The following is a 17,484-nucleotide window of genomic DNA, read 5'->3' as shown; positions in this document are numbered from 1 at the left end:
TAAGAATGATACAAGCGTCATAATTATTACTCAAGTATCTTTACCATTGAAAGATTACAAATTGAACTTTACTAAGGTATTAAACAATATAAAATTTAACTACTTTTTTATTAAAGAAGTAAAGAGACTTCCGTAACTTTATTATGTTTATATTGAAAATGTATGTTTTAATTAATATCTTTACCTTAGTAACTTTACCAAGGTAATGTTAGCCTAATAAAGTTACTCGAAGTGCTTCTAGGAGTAAATAAAAATAATTTAAGACCTACATACTTGTCTTCTTTATCCAAGACCTTTTAAGCAATAGAATTATGATGATTTAAATTTACATTTTACAAATATCAACCAGTGTTTGCCAAACACTTCATTCAAGTTAATACCTATTCGTAACCTCAAGCTATCCTATTTGTAGATTTTATTAAGCACCTTAGCGAAACGATGCCCAGCCTTCGTTCATGATTTTCGTTTCGAGCTGCGGCCAGAAATAGAGCATTTCTTCGCGAATCATGGTCATGATGTCCCGTTGCCAATCCGTTAAATCCCGGCTGTACTGTTCAATGAATAGCATGATATCCTTTTCAGGACGTGGCGGGAATTTCTTACGTCTTTTTGTGTTAGGTTTCTTCTTCGCATCTTTGTTTTCAAGGCTCCACAAATCATCATACTCTGTTGCCGCTGGCTTTACTTCCTCCTCTTCTTCCTCATCCTCCATCGTCCAGGCGAGTTTCGGCCTCATCAGTGACGGGTCGATATGTTCCTCGATGGCAAGAAGGGCGTCCAGGAATGTTTCCACTTCCCGCTTTCCATGCAACACTTCATATTCCCGGATTCGCTCTGCCGTGGCCGACATGCTTTCTACCATGTCTCTCTTGGTGTTCCGGAAACGGACATTATTCTTGAAAAAATCGCAGTGAGCCAGAACGTGCGCCACGATCAGTTTGTTTTGCACGAGTGAATTCGAGTCCAGTAAGAACGCGTAACACGGGTCAGAGTTTATGACCAATTCATAGATTTTACTCAAACCAAAATCATATTGCAGCTTCATTTTATGAAATTGCTTCCCGAAGCTCCAATGTGAAAAACGGGTCGGCATTCCATATGCGCCAAATGTATAAATGATTTCCGAAGGACAAATTTCATAACGCATCGGGTAAAAATCCAATCCGAATCCAGTGGCTATTTCCGTAATTTCACTGATGGCATATTCAAGAGCCTTCTGCTCCGATCCATTCATCCGATATCCCCCCAAGTCTTCTGTCTTTAGTCTAATGTATGAAAAAAAGGCGGAAAAATGCTTTGTTCCACCTTAAAGGTCATTCGCACACAGAAAAAAACACCCTCAATAAATGAAGATGTTAGTAAATATAGAAACTTACAACCATACTGTCTATTACTTTGCTATTTCCGCATGCAATGCCTGTTTTTTCGTTTTTGAGCGTACCCATGAAACGATAAGCGCGGCAATGATGATAAAACCTAAATACCCTGTTAACGGATAAACGGTACCAACCAATTTAATGAAACCAACAAAGCTGGCCAAAAATGCGAGAATCCCTACAACAATAACCGAGATTTTAAAGTTTCTTGTTTCAGACGGTACTAGCCTAGCCGTAAATGCATAAAGCATCCCAACTGACGTGTTATAAACCATGCCTAATAGGACTACGGATAAAATATTTCCTAACCAAGGCGAGATTTCATTTGCCAAGTAAAGAGTAGGCATGCTTACTCCTTCAATGCCTTTTAAGTCGGACATCATTCCCATATTAATCAAGAATAATAGGATTCCTAAACCGATTCCACCTAAAATCCCACCAACTCCCGCTTCTTTCTTACTTTTCATCGTGCCACCCATTACGGCTAACATCGCGATTCCAGCCGTAATATTATAGGAAACATACAGCAATGAGCCCATCATCCAATTTCCTGCTGCCGCCGTTTCTTTACTAGATGAAGTCATGATTTCTCTAAAATGAAGATCGGATGTAAAGAATGAATAACCAGCAACAATGATCATGATGATAAATAAAAATGGCGTGACGGCACTGATGATCGACATGATTTTATCAACCTTAAGCAGTAGCGTCCCAATGGTGAGAACCGTCATGATTGCGGCGCCAACGATACTTGGAATGCCAAATTGCTCTTCAAAAATGGAACCTGAACCAGCAATCATGATCACCGTAACACCAAACAGGAAAAAGGTAATGATTACATCGACAACTCTACCTAAATACCGGCCGCATAAGTGATCGATGATGCTTTTATGCGAACGTGTTTGAAGGGTGCATCCCAATTCAGTCACTTGCATCCCGAGGAATGCAAATAATACAGTCGCGACGATGATTCCCGCTACACTGTAAATTCCAAAGCTCGTGAAAAATTGCAACACTTCTTGACCTGAAGCAAATCCTGCCCCAATGATAATTCCGATATATGCACCAGCTAAATTAATACTGTTTTTCATAGGAAGTCCACCTTAATATTATGATTATTCCGACAATTTAATGCACATGGAGATTGACCCATTTTTAGTGTAATGAGCACCCAAGCTTCAGTTTTCGAACACTGAAGCTTGAGTGCCATTCCTTCTTGCTTGCTTATTTTGTGTAGCGTTTACTATATGACGTGAATTCGTCGACAATGGAAGTGTCCACTTCATAACCAATACCAGCCGTCTTCGGTACATGGATGACGCCATCTTCCACGGTCACTTCAGGTTTGATGATGTCTTTATGCCAATAGTTCGCAGAAGCGGCTGTATCACCAGGCATTGTAAAATTATCAAGTGTGGTCAATGCGATATTATGAGCACGTCCGACACCTGATTCCAACATGCCCCCACACCATACCGGCACATTTCTTTCTTTACATAAATCATGGATTTTTTTCGCTTCCGATAGACCGCCCACTCTGCCAATTTTGATATTGATGATTTTGCAGCTACCCAGGTCCAGTGCTTTTCTGGCATCTTCTACGGAATGAATGCTTTCATCCAAGCAAATCGGTGTCGTGATACTTGCTTGTAATGTCGCATGATCGACAATATCATCTGATGACAATGGCTGCTCAATCATCATTAAGTCAAATTGGTCGAGTTGTTTCAGTAACTCGATATCCTTCAAGCGATAAGCCGAGTTCGCGTCCGCCATGATCGGTACATCCGGATAGCGATTGCGTACTTCCCTGATCACATCGACATCCCAGCCTGGCTGAATTTTAATCTTGATCCGTTTATAACCATCTTTCAGTCCCTTTTCGATTTTGTTCAGCAGGTCCGGAACTGTTTTTTGGATACCGATACTAATGCCAACATCAATCTTTTCCAGTTCCCCACCTAGAGCTGTACTCAATGGGATATTCTTTTCTTTAGCATAAAGATCCCATATAGCTCCCTCGATAGCCGATTTGGCCATATTATTTTTTCGGATATGGGCAAAAAGTTCAGCCACTTCACCTGGATGTTCTATTTCTTTATCCAACACAAGCGGAATCAGAAAATCCTCCAGCATCGTCCAGTTCGTTTTAATGGTTTCCTCGTTATACCAGGGAGCGGCAAACGCCACGGATTCGGCCCATCCTGATAATCCCGCTTCATTTTTCACTTCCACTAAAATAAATTCTTTATCTACAAACGTCCCGAAGCTCGTTGTGAATGGAGCAATTAAATCCATATTCAAATGACGTAAACGCACTTCTTTTATTTTCATGTATATTCCCCACTCATTTCTGTTTTTTTAAGATGTAATGTTGGATGTTATCCTCTTTTTTCCGTTCAATCCCGACTACAACATATCCCTTGGCAAAAAGAGCCTGGAATATCTTACGTGTTTTGGAACGCCAATCAATTGCCAACGAAAGATTTTCTTTTTTGATTTTTTGTATCTCTGTTGGTATAGGGATGGCTATCACCTCTTCATATGTATCCAGCCTATAGTCTTTGATGAATGGTAAACCATGTTCATCCTTTTCAATTGTTACGAGGTGCGTCGCCTGACTAGGGAGCTCCTGATCCATTTGATTATCTTGATTGATGTACCATTCCACCATAAAACGGTCAGTCGAAAGTCCCTCATTAAGAGAGCCTTCAAGCTTGCCGTAGCAATCTTCCATATAGGTGCGGCAAATCGCATTGAGTTTTCCAATATTCAAATGGGCATTCACGCTTTCCAACGGATCATATGTCCAGGAAATTAAATCGTAGCCTTTTTTACGTGCTTCTTCTCTTTGGGCCAGCTTCAATAACTTTCCGTATCCCTTCTTCTGATGTTCCGGGTGGATAGCCAACAAATGCGAGCAAAGAAAGACCTTTCCATCCTTAAATCCCGGGAAGCTGTATTGAAAGCCCACTAACTGATCGTTGATATAACCGCCTAAAACGATTCCTCCGTTCTTGACTGCCGTCAGCGTCTGGTGGGTGGGGATACTATCCATGCCCCATACAAGCGTTTCTAGTTGCTGCACTTCTTGTAATTCTTCCAATGTCGATAACGATTTGATGAATAGTTCATTACTCATGGCGTTCCCCTTCTCCATGTTTATCAAAAGTAAGAAGGATGGCTTTCGTCAAAATTTCGATTCCAGAAAGCAATGCTTCTTTATTAAAGGTCATAAGCGGATGATGTAGACCTGGTGTTAAACCACAACCCAATCCGAGCATCGTCGCTTTTATTTTGGGTTTCCTCAACGTATAAAAGTGAAAATCCTCTCCTCCCGTCGTAATGACAGGGGGAACCAGGTTTTCTTTGCCTAATGTATCCGAAATGGCCTCTGCCATGATTGCTTGGGCTTGTTCGTTGACATGCGCAGCCACAACATATGAGCTCGACTCAAGGTTGATTTCAACACCATGGGCATGGGCCAATGCTTCTGCAATTTTTTTCACTCTCGACGTTAAGTCCTTCATGATTTCATTTTTCTGAGCGCGTAAGTCCAGTGAAAAAGTAGCTTTGCCTGGAATGATGTTCGAGCTTTCTCCACCTGCAGAAAATTGCGTCATTTTTACGGAATAGGGGATGGAAGGATTAAGATGGATATTGTTGAGCATTGTGACGAAAGAAGCTCCTATTTCGATCGCGTTTTGACCTTGATGAGGTCTTGCTCCATGTGCATCCGTTCCGATAATTTCTCCTTTTATGAACTGGGCTGCACCGTGAACGATGGCAGGTGATGCCTGGCCATCACTCACTTCTTCAGCTGGCCTTAGATGCACGCCATATAGATAATCCATATCATCGACAACTTTTTCTTCAATCATCTTTAAGGCACCCGTTCCTTTTTCTTCAGCAGGCTGAAAAATGAATTTCAATTTCCCATTTGGTTGAAAATTCATTTCCTTCAAAACCAGGAAAACGCCAAGTGCCAAAGCCATATGCCCATCGTGACCACAGGAATGATTGGCCTGAAAGGTATCATGCACTTCTTGCCACAGCGCATCAATATCCGATCGTAACCCAACCGTAAAACGTCCTTCCCCCATCTCACCAATTACGCCAGTACAATCGGCAAAGGTTGTCACGGTGCATTGATTCTCTGTTAAAATGTCAGTAATGAAAGAAGTCGTATTCACTTCATTCCAGCTCGTTTCAGGATGAGCATGCAAATGGTCAAATATCTCGATGATGCGTGGTCTTAATTTAACAAGCGATTGTGTAATATCCATTTCCCTCTCCCCTTCAAAAGAAAAAATCATCCTGATTATATGCGTCATATCTGGTATTTCTTTCTTTAATTTTCTTTTCATTCTTAATTGTGACACCTGCCACTATACTGTTCAGTAAAGAAAACAATACAGGTGCCGTATCGATGGTCGACGTCCTAGGCGTTGAAACCGGTAATAATACATCCGCATATTCAGCAAGTGGTGCCAATTCGGAATCCGTAATGCCAATTACAAATGCCCCGGCCTGTTTTGCCATTTCCGTAATTTTCACCGTTTCTTTCACATAGCGATGAAAGGATATTGCAATAAATACGGAATTTTCCGTCATTTTATTCAGTTGTAAAAAAATATCATCTGTATCCGATCTATATAATTGAACATCATCCTTCACAAGCCTAAGCGTGAAGGTTAACCAATGCGCCGCTGAAAAGGATAAACGGTGTCCTGATACTAGAACATTATCGGCTGCCACAATTTTATCCACCGCTTTTGTAAAATTATCATTCGAAAGATTATTTATGGTCTTTTTTATGCTCACGATATCTTGTTCCATCACCTGTGCCATGAAGTTGGGCTGGTTGGCGACTTCCAGTTTAGAAGAATGATATTCATTCAAGCTACTACTCTCGAATATGAGCTGATTTCGGATTAGTTTTTGAAGTTCAGCAAATCCGCTCAACCCCAATGAGTAACAAAAGCGTATGATCGTCGTCTCACTCACGCCTATTTCCTTACCTAACGTTTGAGCTGAGCTGACCGCAAAGATATGTGAATGGCTCAATAAATATTTTGCCACTTTTTTTTGCCCCGACGATAATGATGGGAACATCTCTTTAGCTTTTAGCTGAACATTCATAAAACCCTTCCCTTCATTGGCAAAAAATGAATGATATACTTTTTTTAATTAATTATGAAGTATTGCCTTCACTGATAATAGAGAACATTCTAACACGTACATTTCCATAAAACAATAATTTTCAGAATAATTAATAAAATAAAACCCCACGAAGTATATCGTGGGGTTCACTCACCATTTTCATTTTTTGTGGCGTTTTGCATAACCACATCGTTTACAAAGCTCTTCAACCGCACATCTTCTCGAAAAGCCGTCATACATGTTCTTCGCCCGTTCACCATCAAGGATTTCTTCTAAGGATGAATCGAATATATTTCCAAGTGGAATCTTCCCTTCACTATCCAGGCAACAAGGAACCACCGTACCATCCACTAAAATGCCGAGCTGGTCTCTCAATGCATAGCAGAATATATTTTCATCGATGATATCGCGGTCGAGTTCCGGCCACTCAAATTTTTCTGCCATATTGATATAAACACGATCTTTGAGTTTGATATTATTCTTTTCTTGAAGGGCTTCACTTAAACGAATATCCAATGACAACTTCTCTTCCAACATCGAGAGAATATCATCATTCAATCCATTACTGGCTTTTAATTCGTCCGAATCCATATTCCATAGTCGGATTGCACAGATCACTTCGCTGGTGGCATTTGCCTCATTAATGAAATCGGTTATATTGCTGACATACGTGTCTAGGCTATTATTCGTATCATTCGCTTCAAAGCTATGAAGGGAGATATTCACCTGACGAAGAGCTTTTTTGGCCAAAAGCTTATCCTTCACCTTTTGTATCAATGTGCCATTTGTCGTGATATTTACCTTCAGGTCATTTTCGGCGCTAATATCCAGGAACGTACCCAAATCTTTATTTAAAAATGGTTCACCCATCAGATGGAAATATATATGGTCAGTATGTGGTTTAATCTTCTCGATTACATGGGTAAAACCTTCTGGATCCATAAATTTCAAGGTTCTCTGCAAACTAGAACTCGGACAAAAATTACACTTCAAATTACATATGTTCGTTATTTCAACGTACACTTTTTTAAACTTTCTCATTATCGAATTCCCCTAAAATCTTGCTGTATTTAACCTGTTATTAACTATACTTGTTCCTTCCTCATAAATGCAATGAAAAGTTCATGGCAGCCATGAACGGCTTGTGAATTTCAATTCCATTCTTTCCTATGCTCAGAAATGAAAGTGATATCGTTTATATAATGTTCAAGGTGCCCTTCATCCACCATCTTTTGAAATGCAGGATCACCTTCACTGGCTCTTCTTGTAATGGTTTTACATAATCCTTCTAAGCGCAGCAAAACCATTTCGATATAATTTGCGGCAACATCCTCACCGTATAAGTCGAAAAACAAAGCAACCCTTTTTTTAATCCGGTGAGCGTCTTGATAGGACTGATAATACTTTTTCTCGCCTGTTTCACTAAGATAAAATCGACTTAATGGAACACAAGTGTAAAGCGTATAAGCGATGTCCCAAATACGCGGACCAGGTCCGGCTTCATCAAAATCTATGATGCCCATTGATCTTTCGTTATGAAAAATGATGTTATACATCGCAAAGTCATTATGACACAATACCTCCCTATGTTGTGGGGTAAGGTCTATTGGTCGCCAACCATCGTCAAAGGGAAAGTCGCTGACAGAATCATGATAGAGACGAAGCATTTTCGCAATCCCTTGTAGGTTTTCATCTGACCACATATATTCTTTTAAGGGATAATGACCGGCTTCTCCTTCGATGAATGACAGAATTTCTCTTCCGTTTTCATCGATACCATGGAACTTAGGTGCGTAGTGGTATCCTTTCTTATCAAGGTGTTTCAATAAACCATGAATTCTTTTGCTGTTTGGCTTTAAATCCCGTCTTACGGTATGACCTGATTGATAAACCTTCGAAACATTACCACCCGTTAACAATCCCTCATGAGAATGGTCAGTCATCATATCCCTCCACCATATAGAAATTTTCGTTAATTATAAGGTAACATAGGCTTAAGAAGTTGTGAACAAACTCCTTTCCATCGCTTTGCTTACAGTCTTCACATTCTCTCCGTGACAATTACGATAAAAAAGCACCCCCGAAAAACGGAGATGCTTGGCTTGTACTCGTGTCTATTTTTTCTTTTGTTCGGTTACCTTCATGCTCAATAATTTATTATTTTTCAGGTTATGTTGAATGGTAACCGTGACATTAAATTCCTTTCCATTTTCCACAACGAGGAATACAAAGTCATCTTCCACTTGATTATTGGCCAATTTTTTACGGCCTTTGTATTCATAGTCGGTTACATTATCCCCTGGATAATCAGCCTGAACGACAGTGATGGCAATCTTTCCATATTTCTCATAATCCGGGCTGGCGGCAAGTGGAGTATCTGGGGCAAGTTGCATGATCATCATGAATCCCATAATCAGCGTTAATAATTTCCTCATCAATTTATCCTCCTTGATTATCACTAGTTAGTCTTATTATGTATAACCGCACCATAGTTATTCAGCTGATTTGCTTCTTTAACAAGCATGATTCCAACTTGCCGATTTCTATCCCACTCCTCGGGGAATACGGATAAGGGTGGGCTCGTTTCCTCAACTAAATAACTTAGCTCAATGGTCAGTGCTGGTCGTCCAAACTCAGTGATGAACCAATCCGTAAAGCCACTGCCAATCGCTTCTTTATCCGGAATGGCCAGTTCATACTCTGTTATCTCCGCCACTTTCTTGGCAATGCCATAATCCCTTGCCATATTCTTATGCTTATTATGATAATGCCAGAATATCTCCCGACCAGACGTATGGTAGGAAACCGCAATGAGGGGATCGACTTTTCTCGTGAAGGTCGAGAGGGCTTTCACTTCCGCTGCCATGAGTGGCCGTTTTCCTTTATAAAATTGATACATCGGTTTTTTCGCTTCATTGACTAAGTCATCCCACCCACTTGGATATTGCCTGTTTAAATCAATGCCCTTCGCATTGGCTTTCCACCGGGACCAATCGGTGCTAAAGTCGTTCATTTTCCAGACCGCCGCTCTCTCCTTTATACTCAAGTCGGAAAAATCCCCCTGCTGGATGCGGACTCCATCAGAATTCAACATCGGGATGAACCAGATACTAACTTCATCTAATAAATTAGATGGAAATTCCCCAATTGGTTGACCCGATTGATAGGCGGAGGCATAGTCTTTTAGCATCGCCATCAGGATTAGGGAACTTAACCATTCCCGGCCGTGATGGGCACCGACCATTAGAATCGACTTTTTCCCTTTTCCAAGCTTAACCGCCTTTATTGGTTTTCCTTTTTCAGTTCTACCGATTGTTTCAACCTCTAAGTGATACTTTTTCTGTATCTTCAAAAGGTCACTCTCCATTGTTTCTGGTGAATATCGCTGTTTAGAAAGCGTGACCGTAGGTAAAAGTAGAAAACAGATCAACCCCATCAAAATGATTTTTTTCATGTACTCACCTTTATTTATTATTCAGGTAAAAAACAACAAACACCGGTTTTTCTATATCGCCACTTATTGTAAGGAAAGCTTCTGCTCATTCTGTACAAAATACAAATAGCTCCTTATTAAGGAGGAGAATGACATGAGGATAGCGGATTATGATCAGGCTTTGTTTCACACACACCGTTCGGATTGGGACAGCCTGTTAGTATTGATGGTTCGTACGAAAGATCATATTCTTTCGAAGAAAATTGAACATTTTTTACATGCTTATCAGTTTGAGCATGATTATCAAGTCGTTCAATCTCAGCTGTATGCCCTATTTCGTTATCTCGATCATGCTGCTGAACAGACGAGTGAATATGAAAATGAAGTTCTTTACTGAAATCAACATTAGTTTGTACAAAAAGGGAAATATTATACAAGTTGCGTTTTACGGGGATTAAACTATGGCTGGTGGACCCTATTAGGAAACAAGGAAGGGTCAGGCATCTGCCTGACCCTTTTTCATTATTTTTTTATGGTTGCATATGCAGTTGCATACATTTTCAACTCATCCATTAAAGCCTCTACAAGCAATGCTGAATCTTCATTCAGTCCGTCATTGTCATAATCGAAGCAATGAGGATCAAGTACTAATTGCTTTGGTATCACATTTGCATATAGGCTGCGTCCAACTGTTCTCATGGAGTTCAACGCATTGATTCCACCTTTTCCTCCACCTGAAACGGCAAGAAGCGCAACGGGTTTGTGAGTGAATTGGTCGCTGCTAAGGAAGTCCAATGCATTTTTCAAAGCGCCACTCATAGAACCGTGATACTCAGGAGTCGTCAAGATGACACCATCCGCTTCTTCAATGCTTGTACGAAGATCTTGAATCACTTTCAATTGGTATTGCTCGCCTTCTCCGGAATACAAAGGAATTTCACTGTTGCTTAAATCGATTAATTCTGCTCCATATTGTTTAGTGATGAAGCGTGAAGCTATCCCTGTACGTCCTTGTTTACGTGGTGAACCGTTAATGATAACTAATTTCATGAAGATACCCCTCCGTGGATGTTTTATATGGTTTGAAATGAAAAATCGCATTTTTCATCTAATTCCTGATGTCTATTTCAGTATACCAAAATTACCGTAGGATTTCTTGATTTTAAGGCATTCCATTCTACACATAGAAGAACGAAGAACCATGAAGGCCCTTCGCGTTACCTACCTTTTTTATACATTACACCAATGCTTCAATTTCACTCATGAAATCAGTAACGACAGCTGAAAGCTTATTTTCTGATTCCTGCATGGAAGCACCTTGGACCCCGAAATAAAATTTGATTTTCGGTTCAGTACCTGAGGGACGAAGACATACCCACGTGCCGTCATCCAGGAAGTACTTTAATACGTTAGATTTCGGAAGTTGAATATCTTCCACATCATTGGTCTTTAGCACTTGCTTTTTGCCATTCTGATAATCTTCAGCCACAGCTACCGGGATACCGGCAATCTGTGTGGGAGGGCTCTGCCTGAATCGATCCAATATGTCCTGAATCTGTTTCGCTCCTTCAATTCCTTTCAAGGTTAATGAACGGAGTCCTTCCAAATAGAATCCATATTTTTCAAAGACATTCATCAATCCTTGGTAAAGGGTCAGACCCTGTTTCTTGTAATAGGCACACACTTCCACTGCTAGTATGGCGGCTTGGATGGCATCTTTATCGCGGGCAAAGTCCTTGATGAGATAGCCATAACTTTCTTCATATCCGAAGACGAAGCTTTGTTCCCCGCTTTCGTGGTATTCATTTATCCTCTCAGCAATGAACTTGAATCCAGTCAATACATCGACAGTCTCCAACCCATAGGATTTGGCAATCGTCCTTCCGATTTCCGAGGTCACGATTGTTTTCAAGACCACTCCATTCTGAGGTAGCGTCCCTTTTTCTTTCTGCTGACTCAATAAATAATCCAAGAACAAGGCACCCGTTTGATTGCCGGTCAAGACGACATATTGGCCCGCTTCGCTTTTCACGGCAATTCCAAGTCGATCGGCATCAGGATCTGTCGCGATCAACAGATCTGCTTCTACCTTATTTCCGAGTTCGATGGCCATTTCAAAGGCAGCCGGCTCCTCCGGATTCGGGGACTTCACTGTCGAAAAGTCAGGATCAGGCAATTCTTGTTCCTTGACGATATGGACATTTTGATAGCCTAAATCGGTAAGTGCACGCCTCACTGATTTATTGGCCGTCCCATGAAGGGGCGTGAAAACAAGTGACACATCTATTTCCTCTGCCAACTGAGGATTCTCTGGAACGGTTAACAGCTGTTGATTATAAGCGTCATCCAGTTCCTCGCCAATGACCTCAATAAGTTCTTTATCTTTAAGTGCTTCGACTTCTTTAATTTGTATATCCAGTTCATTTTCGATTGCATTCACATAATGGATGACTTGGTCTGCCGCATCGGGAGGGAGCTGGGCCCCATCCGGTCCGTATACCTTGTATCCATTGTATTCTGGAGGGTTGTGGCTTGCTGTAATCACGATTCCCGCAAAGGCATTCAGTTCCCGAACAGCAAAGGATAATTCAGGCGTAGGACGCAGCTCATCGAATAAATAGGCCTTCACACCGAATGTGGCCAAAGTTCTAGCCGCTTCCAGTGCGAATTCTGGTGACTTGTGCCTCGAATCATAGGCAATGACCGTCCCTCTATTTTTCGCCTCTTCTCCGAATGAAGAAATATACTGAGCCAGTCCAAGCGTTGCCTTTCGAACCGTATATACGTTCATTCGATTTGTTCCAACCCCAATTTCCCCACGCATGCCGCCTGTTCCGAATTCTAAGTTCTTATAAAAGGCATCTTCGAGTTTAGCTTCATCTCGTTGCATTTCCTCGAGCAGGATCCGTAATTCCCCATTCAAATTCTGGTATTCTGCCCAAGTGGTGTATAAAGATTTCCATTCCATCTCCAACATCTCCTCTCAACGCCCTTATGTAAACTTATGTATCTAACTCTATTACCAAATTAACATATTTTTGCCAATAAATGAAGTAAAGGCTCGTGAAGGGAAAAGCAACAAGCGTTGTTTTCCCTCACGAGCCTAGATATATTCTTATTTATCCCCATTTTTATAATGCAACTTGTAAATGTCATGGCGACGATCTTTTAACTGTCTTACAGTACCAGACTGTCGCTCCCGTCGTAAGATTTCCAAATCGACATCACCGATAAGCACCATTTCAAGGTTGGGACTTGTTTCCCCGACAATGCCATCACGAGCAAATTCGAAATCTGATGGAGCAAAAATTCCTGACTGTGCATATTGGATATCCATGTTTTCCGTCTGTGGCAGGTTTCCGACGGTTCCTGAGATGACCGTGTAAATCTGATTTTCCACAGCACGTGCCTGGGCACAATAGCGGACGCGCAGATAGCCTTGGCGATCTTCCGTACAGAAAGGTGTGAACAGGATTTTGGCACCCATATCCGTCGCAATCCGAGCAAGTTCCGGAAATTCGATGTCATAACAGATTTGAATGGCAATTTTTCCGCAATCCGTATCAAAGACGCGCACACGGTCCCCTGCATTAATTCCCCACCATTTCCTTTCATTGGGAGTGATGTGGATTTTATACTGCTTTTCAATGGTCCCATCGCGGCGGAATAAATAGGCAATATTATAGATATTGTCATCTTCCTCTTTAACGAAATGTGATCCACCAATAATATTGACGTTATATCTTACAGCAAGCTTCGTGAACAATTCAATGTACTGTTCCGTGAATTCCGAAAGTTTCCTGACTGCCAGACTTGGGGACCGTTCATTTAAGAACGACATCAGCTGGGTCGTGAACAGTTCCGGGAATACAGCGAAATCTGCGCTCGCATCGGAAGCAACATCCGTGAAATATTCCACTTGGTTGGCGAAATCCTCAAATGATTCGATACGGCGGAGCATATATTGTACAACACATATCCGAACTGGTTCGGATGTCTTGTAATAACGTTTCGTTTTCGGCTGATAATCCCAATTATTCCACTCCATGAGCGTCGCGTACTTATTGGAAGCCAAATCATCAGGCAAATAATTGGGGTTGATCCTCATCAAAGTGAATCCATTTAAAAGCTGGAATGAAAGGACAGGATCATAAATCTTATGTAATTGCACTTCCTTTACGTATTCTCTCGGTAACAATTCATCCGCATATTTATGGTAATTTGGAATCCTGCCTCCGATGATGATACTTTTCAGGTTCATTTGTGCTGCCAGTTCTTTTCTTGAATCATATAGTCTTTGTCCGATTTTCATCCTGCGGAATTTAGGATGAACCATGACCTCGATCCCGTATAAATTATAACCGTCAGGATTGTGATTCGTGATGTAGCCATTATCCGTCACATCATCCCAAGTATGGCGATCATCATATTCGTCAAAATTGATAATGAGGCTGGAACAGGAACCAATCACTTTGCCATCATACTCAGCTACAAATTGGCCCTCCGGAAAGATTTCCAAATGGCTTTCGAGCTGGTCTCGTTTCCATGGATCCATTCCTGGAAAACAAGACGCTTGCATAGCAATAATTTCGTCTATGTCACCTGGCTTCATATTTCGTATTTCCATGATTTTCTCAAATTTATGCAGGTCTAAATTAGGCATTTTTCTCAGGCTCCTTTATACTCTTCATCGAAGATTATACCCCTATTTTTAAAAATAAAACACTCGGGATTCCTTATTTCTTCGTTAAATACCTTAAAGAAACCCCATATAAAGCATTTTTTAAGAACATATATTTTACAGACGCCATCGATACAGACTATACTTTTATTAAAGAAAAAAAAGGTGGAGTAATAAGCGATGGACAAGACAAAAGACAGTAAGGAAAACTGGCTATTTATTGCATGGGCTGCTTCTATCATTGCCATGTTAGGAAGTTTATACTTTTCTGAAATTAAGCAATACGAACCTTGTGCCCTTTGTTGGTACCAACGGATTCTCATGTATCCTCTTACGGTCATTCTAGGTATAGCCATCATTCGTAAAGACCATTGGATCAGCTTTTATACCATGATATTATCCGGGATTGGCGCACTCATTTCAACGTACCATTATTTGATTCAGAAGGTTTCTTTTTTTTCCGACCATTCACTAGCATGCGGAAGGGTCCCATGTACAGGTCAATATATTAACTGGTTTGGATTCATTACGATCCCTGCCTTAGCTCTCATAGCATTCATCATTATATTCCTATGCAGTTACATCGTATGGGCAAGATCCAAGGAGGCTTCCGCTTAATGAAAAAAATAGTTGTATTTTTAGTGATTATCGTCGCTCTATTCATCGTACTGGGCGTTGTGACAAATATGAAAAAAGAAGAAAAAGCGAAAGGGAATCCATACGGCAAGGATGATTTAAAATCCGCCACTGTCGATCAGTTGGATGATCCCAATTATCAAAATTTGATTCTTCCGGCAGAGTTGGAGAATGACCTGCAGAAAAAAGAAGAAATGACCGTGTACTTTTATAGTCCTGAATGCGTGCATTGCCAAAAAACCACACCTGTAGTTGCACCCCTCGCTGAAGAGATGGGCATTGACCTTGTACAGTACAATCTATTGGAATTCGAGCAAGGATGGAGCGACTATGGCATAAAGAGTACGCCAACCATCGTCTACTATAATAATGGACAAGAAAAAGCCCGATTAGTCGGCTACCATGAAAAAGCAGAATTCAAGAAATGGTTTGAGGATAACGACATCAATTAAGAAAAAGAGCCGGCTATGACGGAAAGGCATTTCCCGTTATAGCCGGCTCTTTTTTTTTCCCTTATACTAAGTATGAATTCGCTACTTGAACATTGTACATAGGCAAGCCTCCAACACCCGATTGTTCATTCATCTCAATAAAATGATCATAACCAAACGGGAAGAAGATTCCATATTCATTCAAAAGTGTAACGTTCCTCATGAACAATTCTACGGAATTACTTTCTGGTGCTTTGGAATTCAGCTTCTCTCTTTTGTCCATAATGGTTAGGAGAACTTGAAGACATGTCATCACCTGATAGGCGTCTCTAAGCGTGCCGGTGTAGGTGAATGTACTTTTATTCGGCTGTAATACGCCTAGTTCTTTAAAATGAAGGATTTCATCTTCTGTGAAGTAATTTGGAAATACAGATTCGTAGAAACGTCCAACAAGATTAGCAATTTCTTGCTCTTGTTCTTCCGTTGATGAAGAGACAACCTTCACGAATAAAACCACCTTTTTCAAATACTTTAGTCCTATTAAATCTTGTTTAATATTAGAGAATCAACCTTTTTTTAATAGAATAACATAATTTTTGTAAATGTTATGTGGTAATTTTACCCACTGTATTATTTTCAATAGGTCTAATGATTCTTTTTTCCTTATTGTACTGTAATAAGTATATGTTTTTCTGATAAAAACACAAAATAAATCCAACGAAAGTAGGAATAAATTTGAAGCATTTCATGGTAAAAGACCAAACCTTATTGATTCATGCTCCTGGAAACTGGGATGAATTCACTTTAGAAGGACTTTTCAGAGATCATTGGAAAGCACCCAAGAAACTTGTACATGAATGGAGAATGAGTAAAGAAGTAAAAGTGAATGACATGTTAATTCCGTGGACCAGCAAGATTTCCGAAGGAGACAAGATAAGCATCCCCTTGCTTAACGGTGTAATTGATTCCGTACCCGCTACAGATTTGGGCATAAGCATCATTTATGAAGATGATGTATTATTAATCGCGAATAAACCGGCTGGCATGGATACTCATCCCTCCCATCCCGGTGATAGGAATTCATTGATTAATGGAGTCGCATACCACCTGCGAGAAACCGGGCAGAACTGTATGATTAAGCATATTCATAGACTTGATAAAGATACCACCGGTGCCGTCCTTTTTGCTAAAGACCGACTAACTGGCTCCATGCTCGATAGAATGCTGGAAGAACGGAACATTAAGAGGACCTATTTCGCTATAGTGGAAGGAAACCTACAAAAAAACTCAGGAAAAATCGATGAAAAAATCGGACGGGACCGACATCATGCGACGAGACGAAGAGTTTCCCCCACCGGACAGACGGCCATCACCCATTATCAAGTGATGAAACGATACCCTAATGAAAATAGGACCCTCGTCAGCTGTACATTGGAAAGTGGAAGAACACATCAAATCCGGGTGCATTTCAGCCACTTGAATCATCCCTTGGCTGGAGATACGCTTTATGGGGGAAAGAAGACCTTTTTGCGTCAGGCCCTACATGCTCGAAAAATGGAATTCACTCATCCCATTTCCGAAGAAAAAATTGTCATTGAGGCGCCTTTCCTGGATAATCCCAGTATCTTTGAGACGTTATAACCACGTAACAAAAAGCTGGCTCGAGGAATAAAATGTACCCTATCAGATAGACACTTTGAAAAAAGTCCAATCAGATGGGGTACATTTGTTTATAATTGAGAAAAAAGATGTCGGAGCGAATTG

The 17,484-nt window shown here is 40.7% G+C and carries 17 protein-coding genes and 1 pseudogene; 4 read left to right on the top strand and 14 right to left on the bottom strand.

The features are described from left to right. Positions 1–433: 433 nt before the first annotated feature. From ACQKL5_RS16210 to ACQKL5_RS16165, 10 genes and pseudogenes are all read right to left on the bottom strand, one after another. Positions 434–1,234: pseudogene (locus ACQKL5_RS16210) on the bottom strand (SpoVR family protein); the annotation flags it as partial. Between the two features lie 156 nt (positions 1,235–1,390). Beyond that, positions 1,391–2,467 carry a YkvI family membrane protein gene (locus ACQKL5_RS16205; RefSeq protein WP_427609920.1) on the bottom strand — a complete coding sequence of 359 codons (1,077 nt, stop codon included), beginning with the start codon at positions 2,465–2,467 and terminating at the stop codon, positions 1,391–1,393. A gap of 133 nt (positions 2,468–2,600) precedes the next feature. Continuing rightward, complete coding sequence (gene menC / locus ACQKL5_RS16200; RefSeq protein WP_427609919.1) at positions 2,601–3,710, bottom strand: o-succinylbenzoate synthase; 1,110 nt, start codon at positions 3,708–3,710, stop codon at positions 2,601–2,603. A 13-nt stretch (positions 3,711–3,723) separates the two neighbouring features. Next, on the bottom strand, positions 3,724–4,518 hold the full coding sequence (locus ACQKL5_RS16195) for a GNAT family N-acetyltransferase (RefSeq protein WP_427609918.1): 795 nt from the start codon (positions 4,516–4,518) through the stop codon (positions 3,724–3,726). Next, entirely contained in the window at positions 4,511–5,662 is a 1,152-nt protein-coding gene (locus ACQKL5_RS16190; RefSeq protein WP_427609917.1) for a M20 peptidase aminoacylase family protein, read from the bottom strand. The genes ACQKL5_RS16195 and ACQKL5_RS16190 overlap by 8 nt, the downstream gene beginning before the upstream one ends. 13 nt (positions 5,663–5,675) lie before the next feature. Then, on the bottom strand, positions 5,676–6,518 hold the full coding sequence (locus ACQKL5_RS16185; protein ID WP_427609916.1) for a MurR/RpiR family transcriptional regulator: 843 nt from the start codon (positions 6,516–6,518) through the stop codon (positions 5,676–5,678). A gap of 180 nt (positions 6,519–6,698) precedes the next feature. Continuing rightward, positions 6,699–7,580, bottom strand: a complete 882-nt coding sequence (locus tag ACQKL5_RS16180) for a radical SAM/SPASM domain-containing protein (RefSeq protein ID WP_427609915.1) — start codon at positions 7,578–7,580, stop codon at positions 6,699–6,701. A gap of 110 nt (positions 7,581–7,690) precedes the next feature. Beyond that, complete coding sequence (locus ACQKL5_RS16175) at positions 7,691–8,482, bottom strand: phosphotransferase (RefSeq protein WP_427609914.1); 792 nt, start codon at positions 8,480–8,482, stop codon at positions 7,691–7,693. 171 nt (positions 8,483–8,653) lie between these two features. After that, positions 8,654–8,974 carry a DUF3889 domain-containing protein gene (locus tag ACQKL5_RS16170; protein ID WP_427609913.1) on the bottom strand — a complete coding sequence of 107 codons (321 nt, stop codon included), beginning with the start codon at positions 8,972–8,974 and terminating at the stop codon, positions 8,654–8,656. A 23-nt stretch (positions 8,975–8,997) separates the two neighbouring features. After that, the gene (locus ACQKL5_RS16165; RefSeq protein ID WP_427609912.1) at positions 8,998–9,993 is read right to left on the bottom strand and encodes a M14 family zinc carboxypeptidase; all 996 of its coding nucleotides are present in this window, start codon (positions 9,991–9,993) and stop codon (positions 8,998–9,000) included. A 133-nt stretch (positions 9,994–10,126) separates the two neighbouring features. Here ACQKL5_RS16165 and ACQKL5_RS16160 point away from each other — a divergent pair, with 133 nt between their 5' ends. Continuing rightward, on the top strand, positions 10,127–10,369 hold the full coding sequence (locus ACQKL5_RS16160) for a YhdB family protein (protein ID WP_427609911.1): 243 nt from the start codon (positions 10,127–10,129) through the stop codon (positions 10,367–10,369). 125 nt (positions 10,370–10,494) lie between these two features. On the opposite strand, the gene ACQKL5_RS16155 is transcribed toward ACQKL5_RS16160, so the two are convergent. From ACQKL5_RS16155 to ACQKL5_RS16145, 3 genes are all read right to left on the bottom strand, one after another. Further along, the gene (locus ACQKL5_RS16155) at positions 10,495–11,022 is read right to left on the bottom strand and encodes an NADPH-dependent FMN reductase (protein WP_427609910.1); all 528 of its coding nucleotides are present in this window, start codon (positions 11,020–11,022) and stop codon (positions 10,495–10,497) included. Positions 11,023–11,209: 187 nt separating this feature from the next. Then, positions 11,210–12,940 carry a phospho-sugar mutase gene (locus tag ACQKL5_RS16150; RefSeq protein ID WP_427609909.1) on the bottom strand — a complete coding sequence of 577 codons (1,731 nt, stop codon included), beginning with the start codon at positions 12,938–12,940 and terminating at the stop codon, positions 11,210–11,212. 147 nt (positions 12,941–13,087) lie between these two features. Further along, positions 13,088–14,635 (bottom strand): GNAT family N-acetyltransferase, encoded by a 1,548-nt coding sequence (locus ACQKL5_RS16145; protein ID WP_427609908.1) that lies wholly within the window; start codon positions 14,633–14,635, stop codon positions 13,088–13,090. Positions 14,636–14,833: 198 nt separating this feature from the next. Here ACQKL5_RS16145 and ACQKL5_RS16140 point away from each other — a divergent pair, with 198 nt between their 5' ends. After that, a complete protein-coding gene (locus tag ACQKL5_RS16140) occupies positions 14,834–15,271 on the top strand; it encodes a disulfide oxidoreductase (protein ID WP_427609907.1) in 438 nt (145 codons plus the stop codon). Continuing rightward, positions 15,271–15,741: a thioredoxin domain-containing protein gene (locus ACQKL5_RS16135; protein WP_427609906.1), complete on the top strand. Its 471-nt coding sequence runs from the start codon at positions 15,271–15,273 to the stop codon at positions 15,739–15,741. The genes ACQKL5_RS16140 and ACQKL5_RS16135 overlap by 1 nt, the downstream gene beginning before the upstream one ends. Positions 15,742–15,802: 61 nt before the next feature. Here the strand turns inward: ACQKL5_RS16135 and ACQKL5_RS16130 are convergent, their stop codons facing one another. Further along, positions 15,803–16,225, bottom strand: coding sequence for a DUF5365 family protein (locus ACQKL5_RS16130; RefSeq protein ID WP_427609905.1), 423 nt, complete (start codon positions 16,223–16,225; stop codon positions 15,803–15,805). A gap of 242 nt (positions 16,226–16,467) precedes the next feature. Between ACQKL5_RS16130 and ACQKL5_RS16125 the strand changes: the two genes are divergently transcribed. Continuing rightward, on the top strand, positions 16,468–17,361 hold the full coding sequence (locus ACQKL5_RS16125) for an RluA family pseudouridine synthase (RefSeq protein WP_427609904.1): 894 nt from the start codon (positions 16,468–16,470) through the stop codon (positions 17,359–17,361). Positions 17,362–17,484: the final 123 nt, after the last annotated feature.

The organism is Peribacillus sp. NPDC097675, assembly GCF_050277655.1.
Taxonomy (GTDB): domain Bacteria; phylum Bacillota; class Bacilli; order Bacillales; family DSM-1321; genus Peribacillus.
Note: the sequence above shows the minus strand (reverse complement) of the source record. Positions and strands in the feature narration are given on the sequence as shown.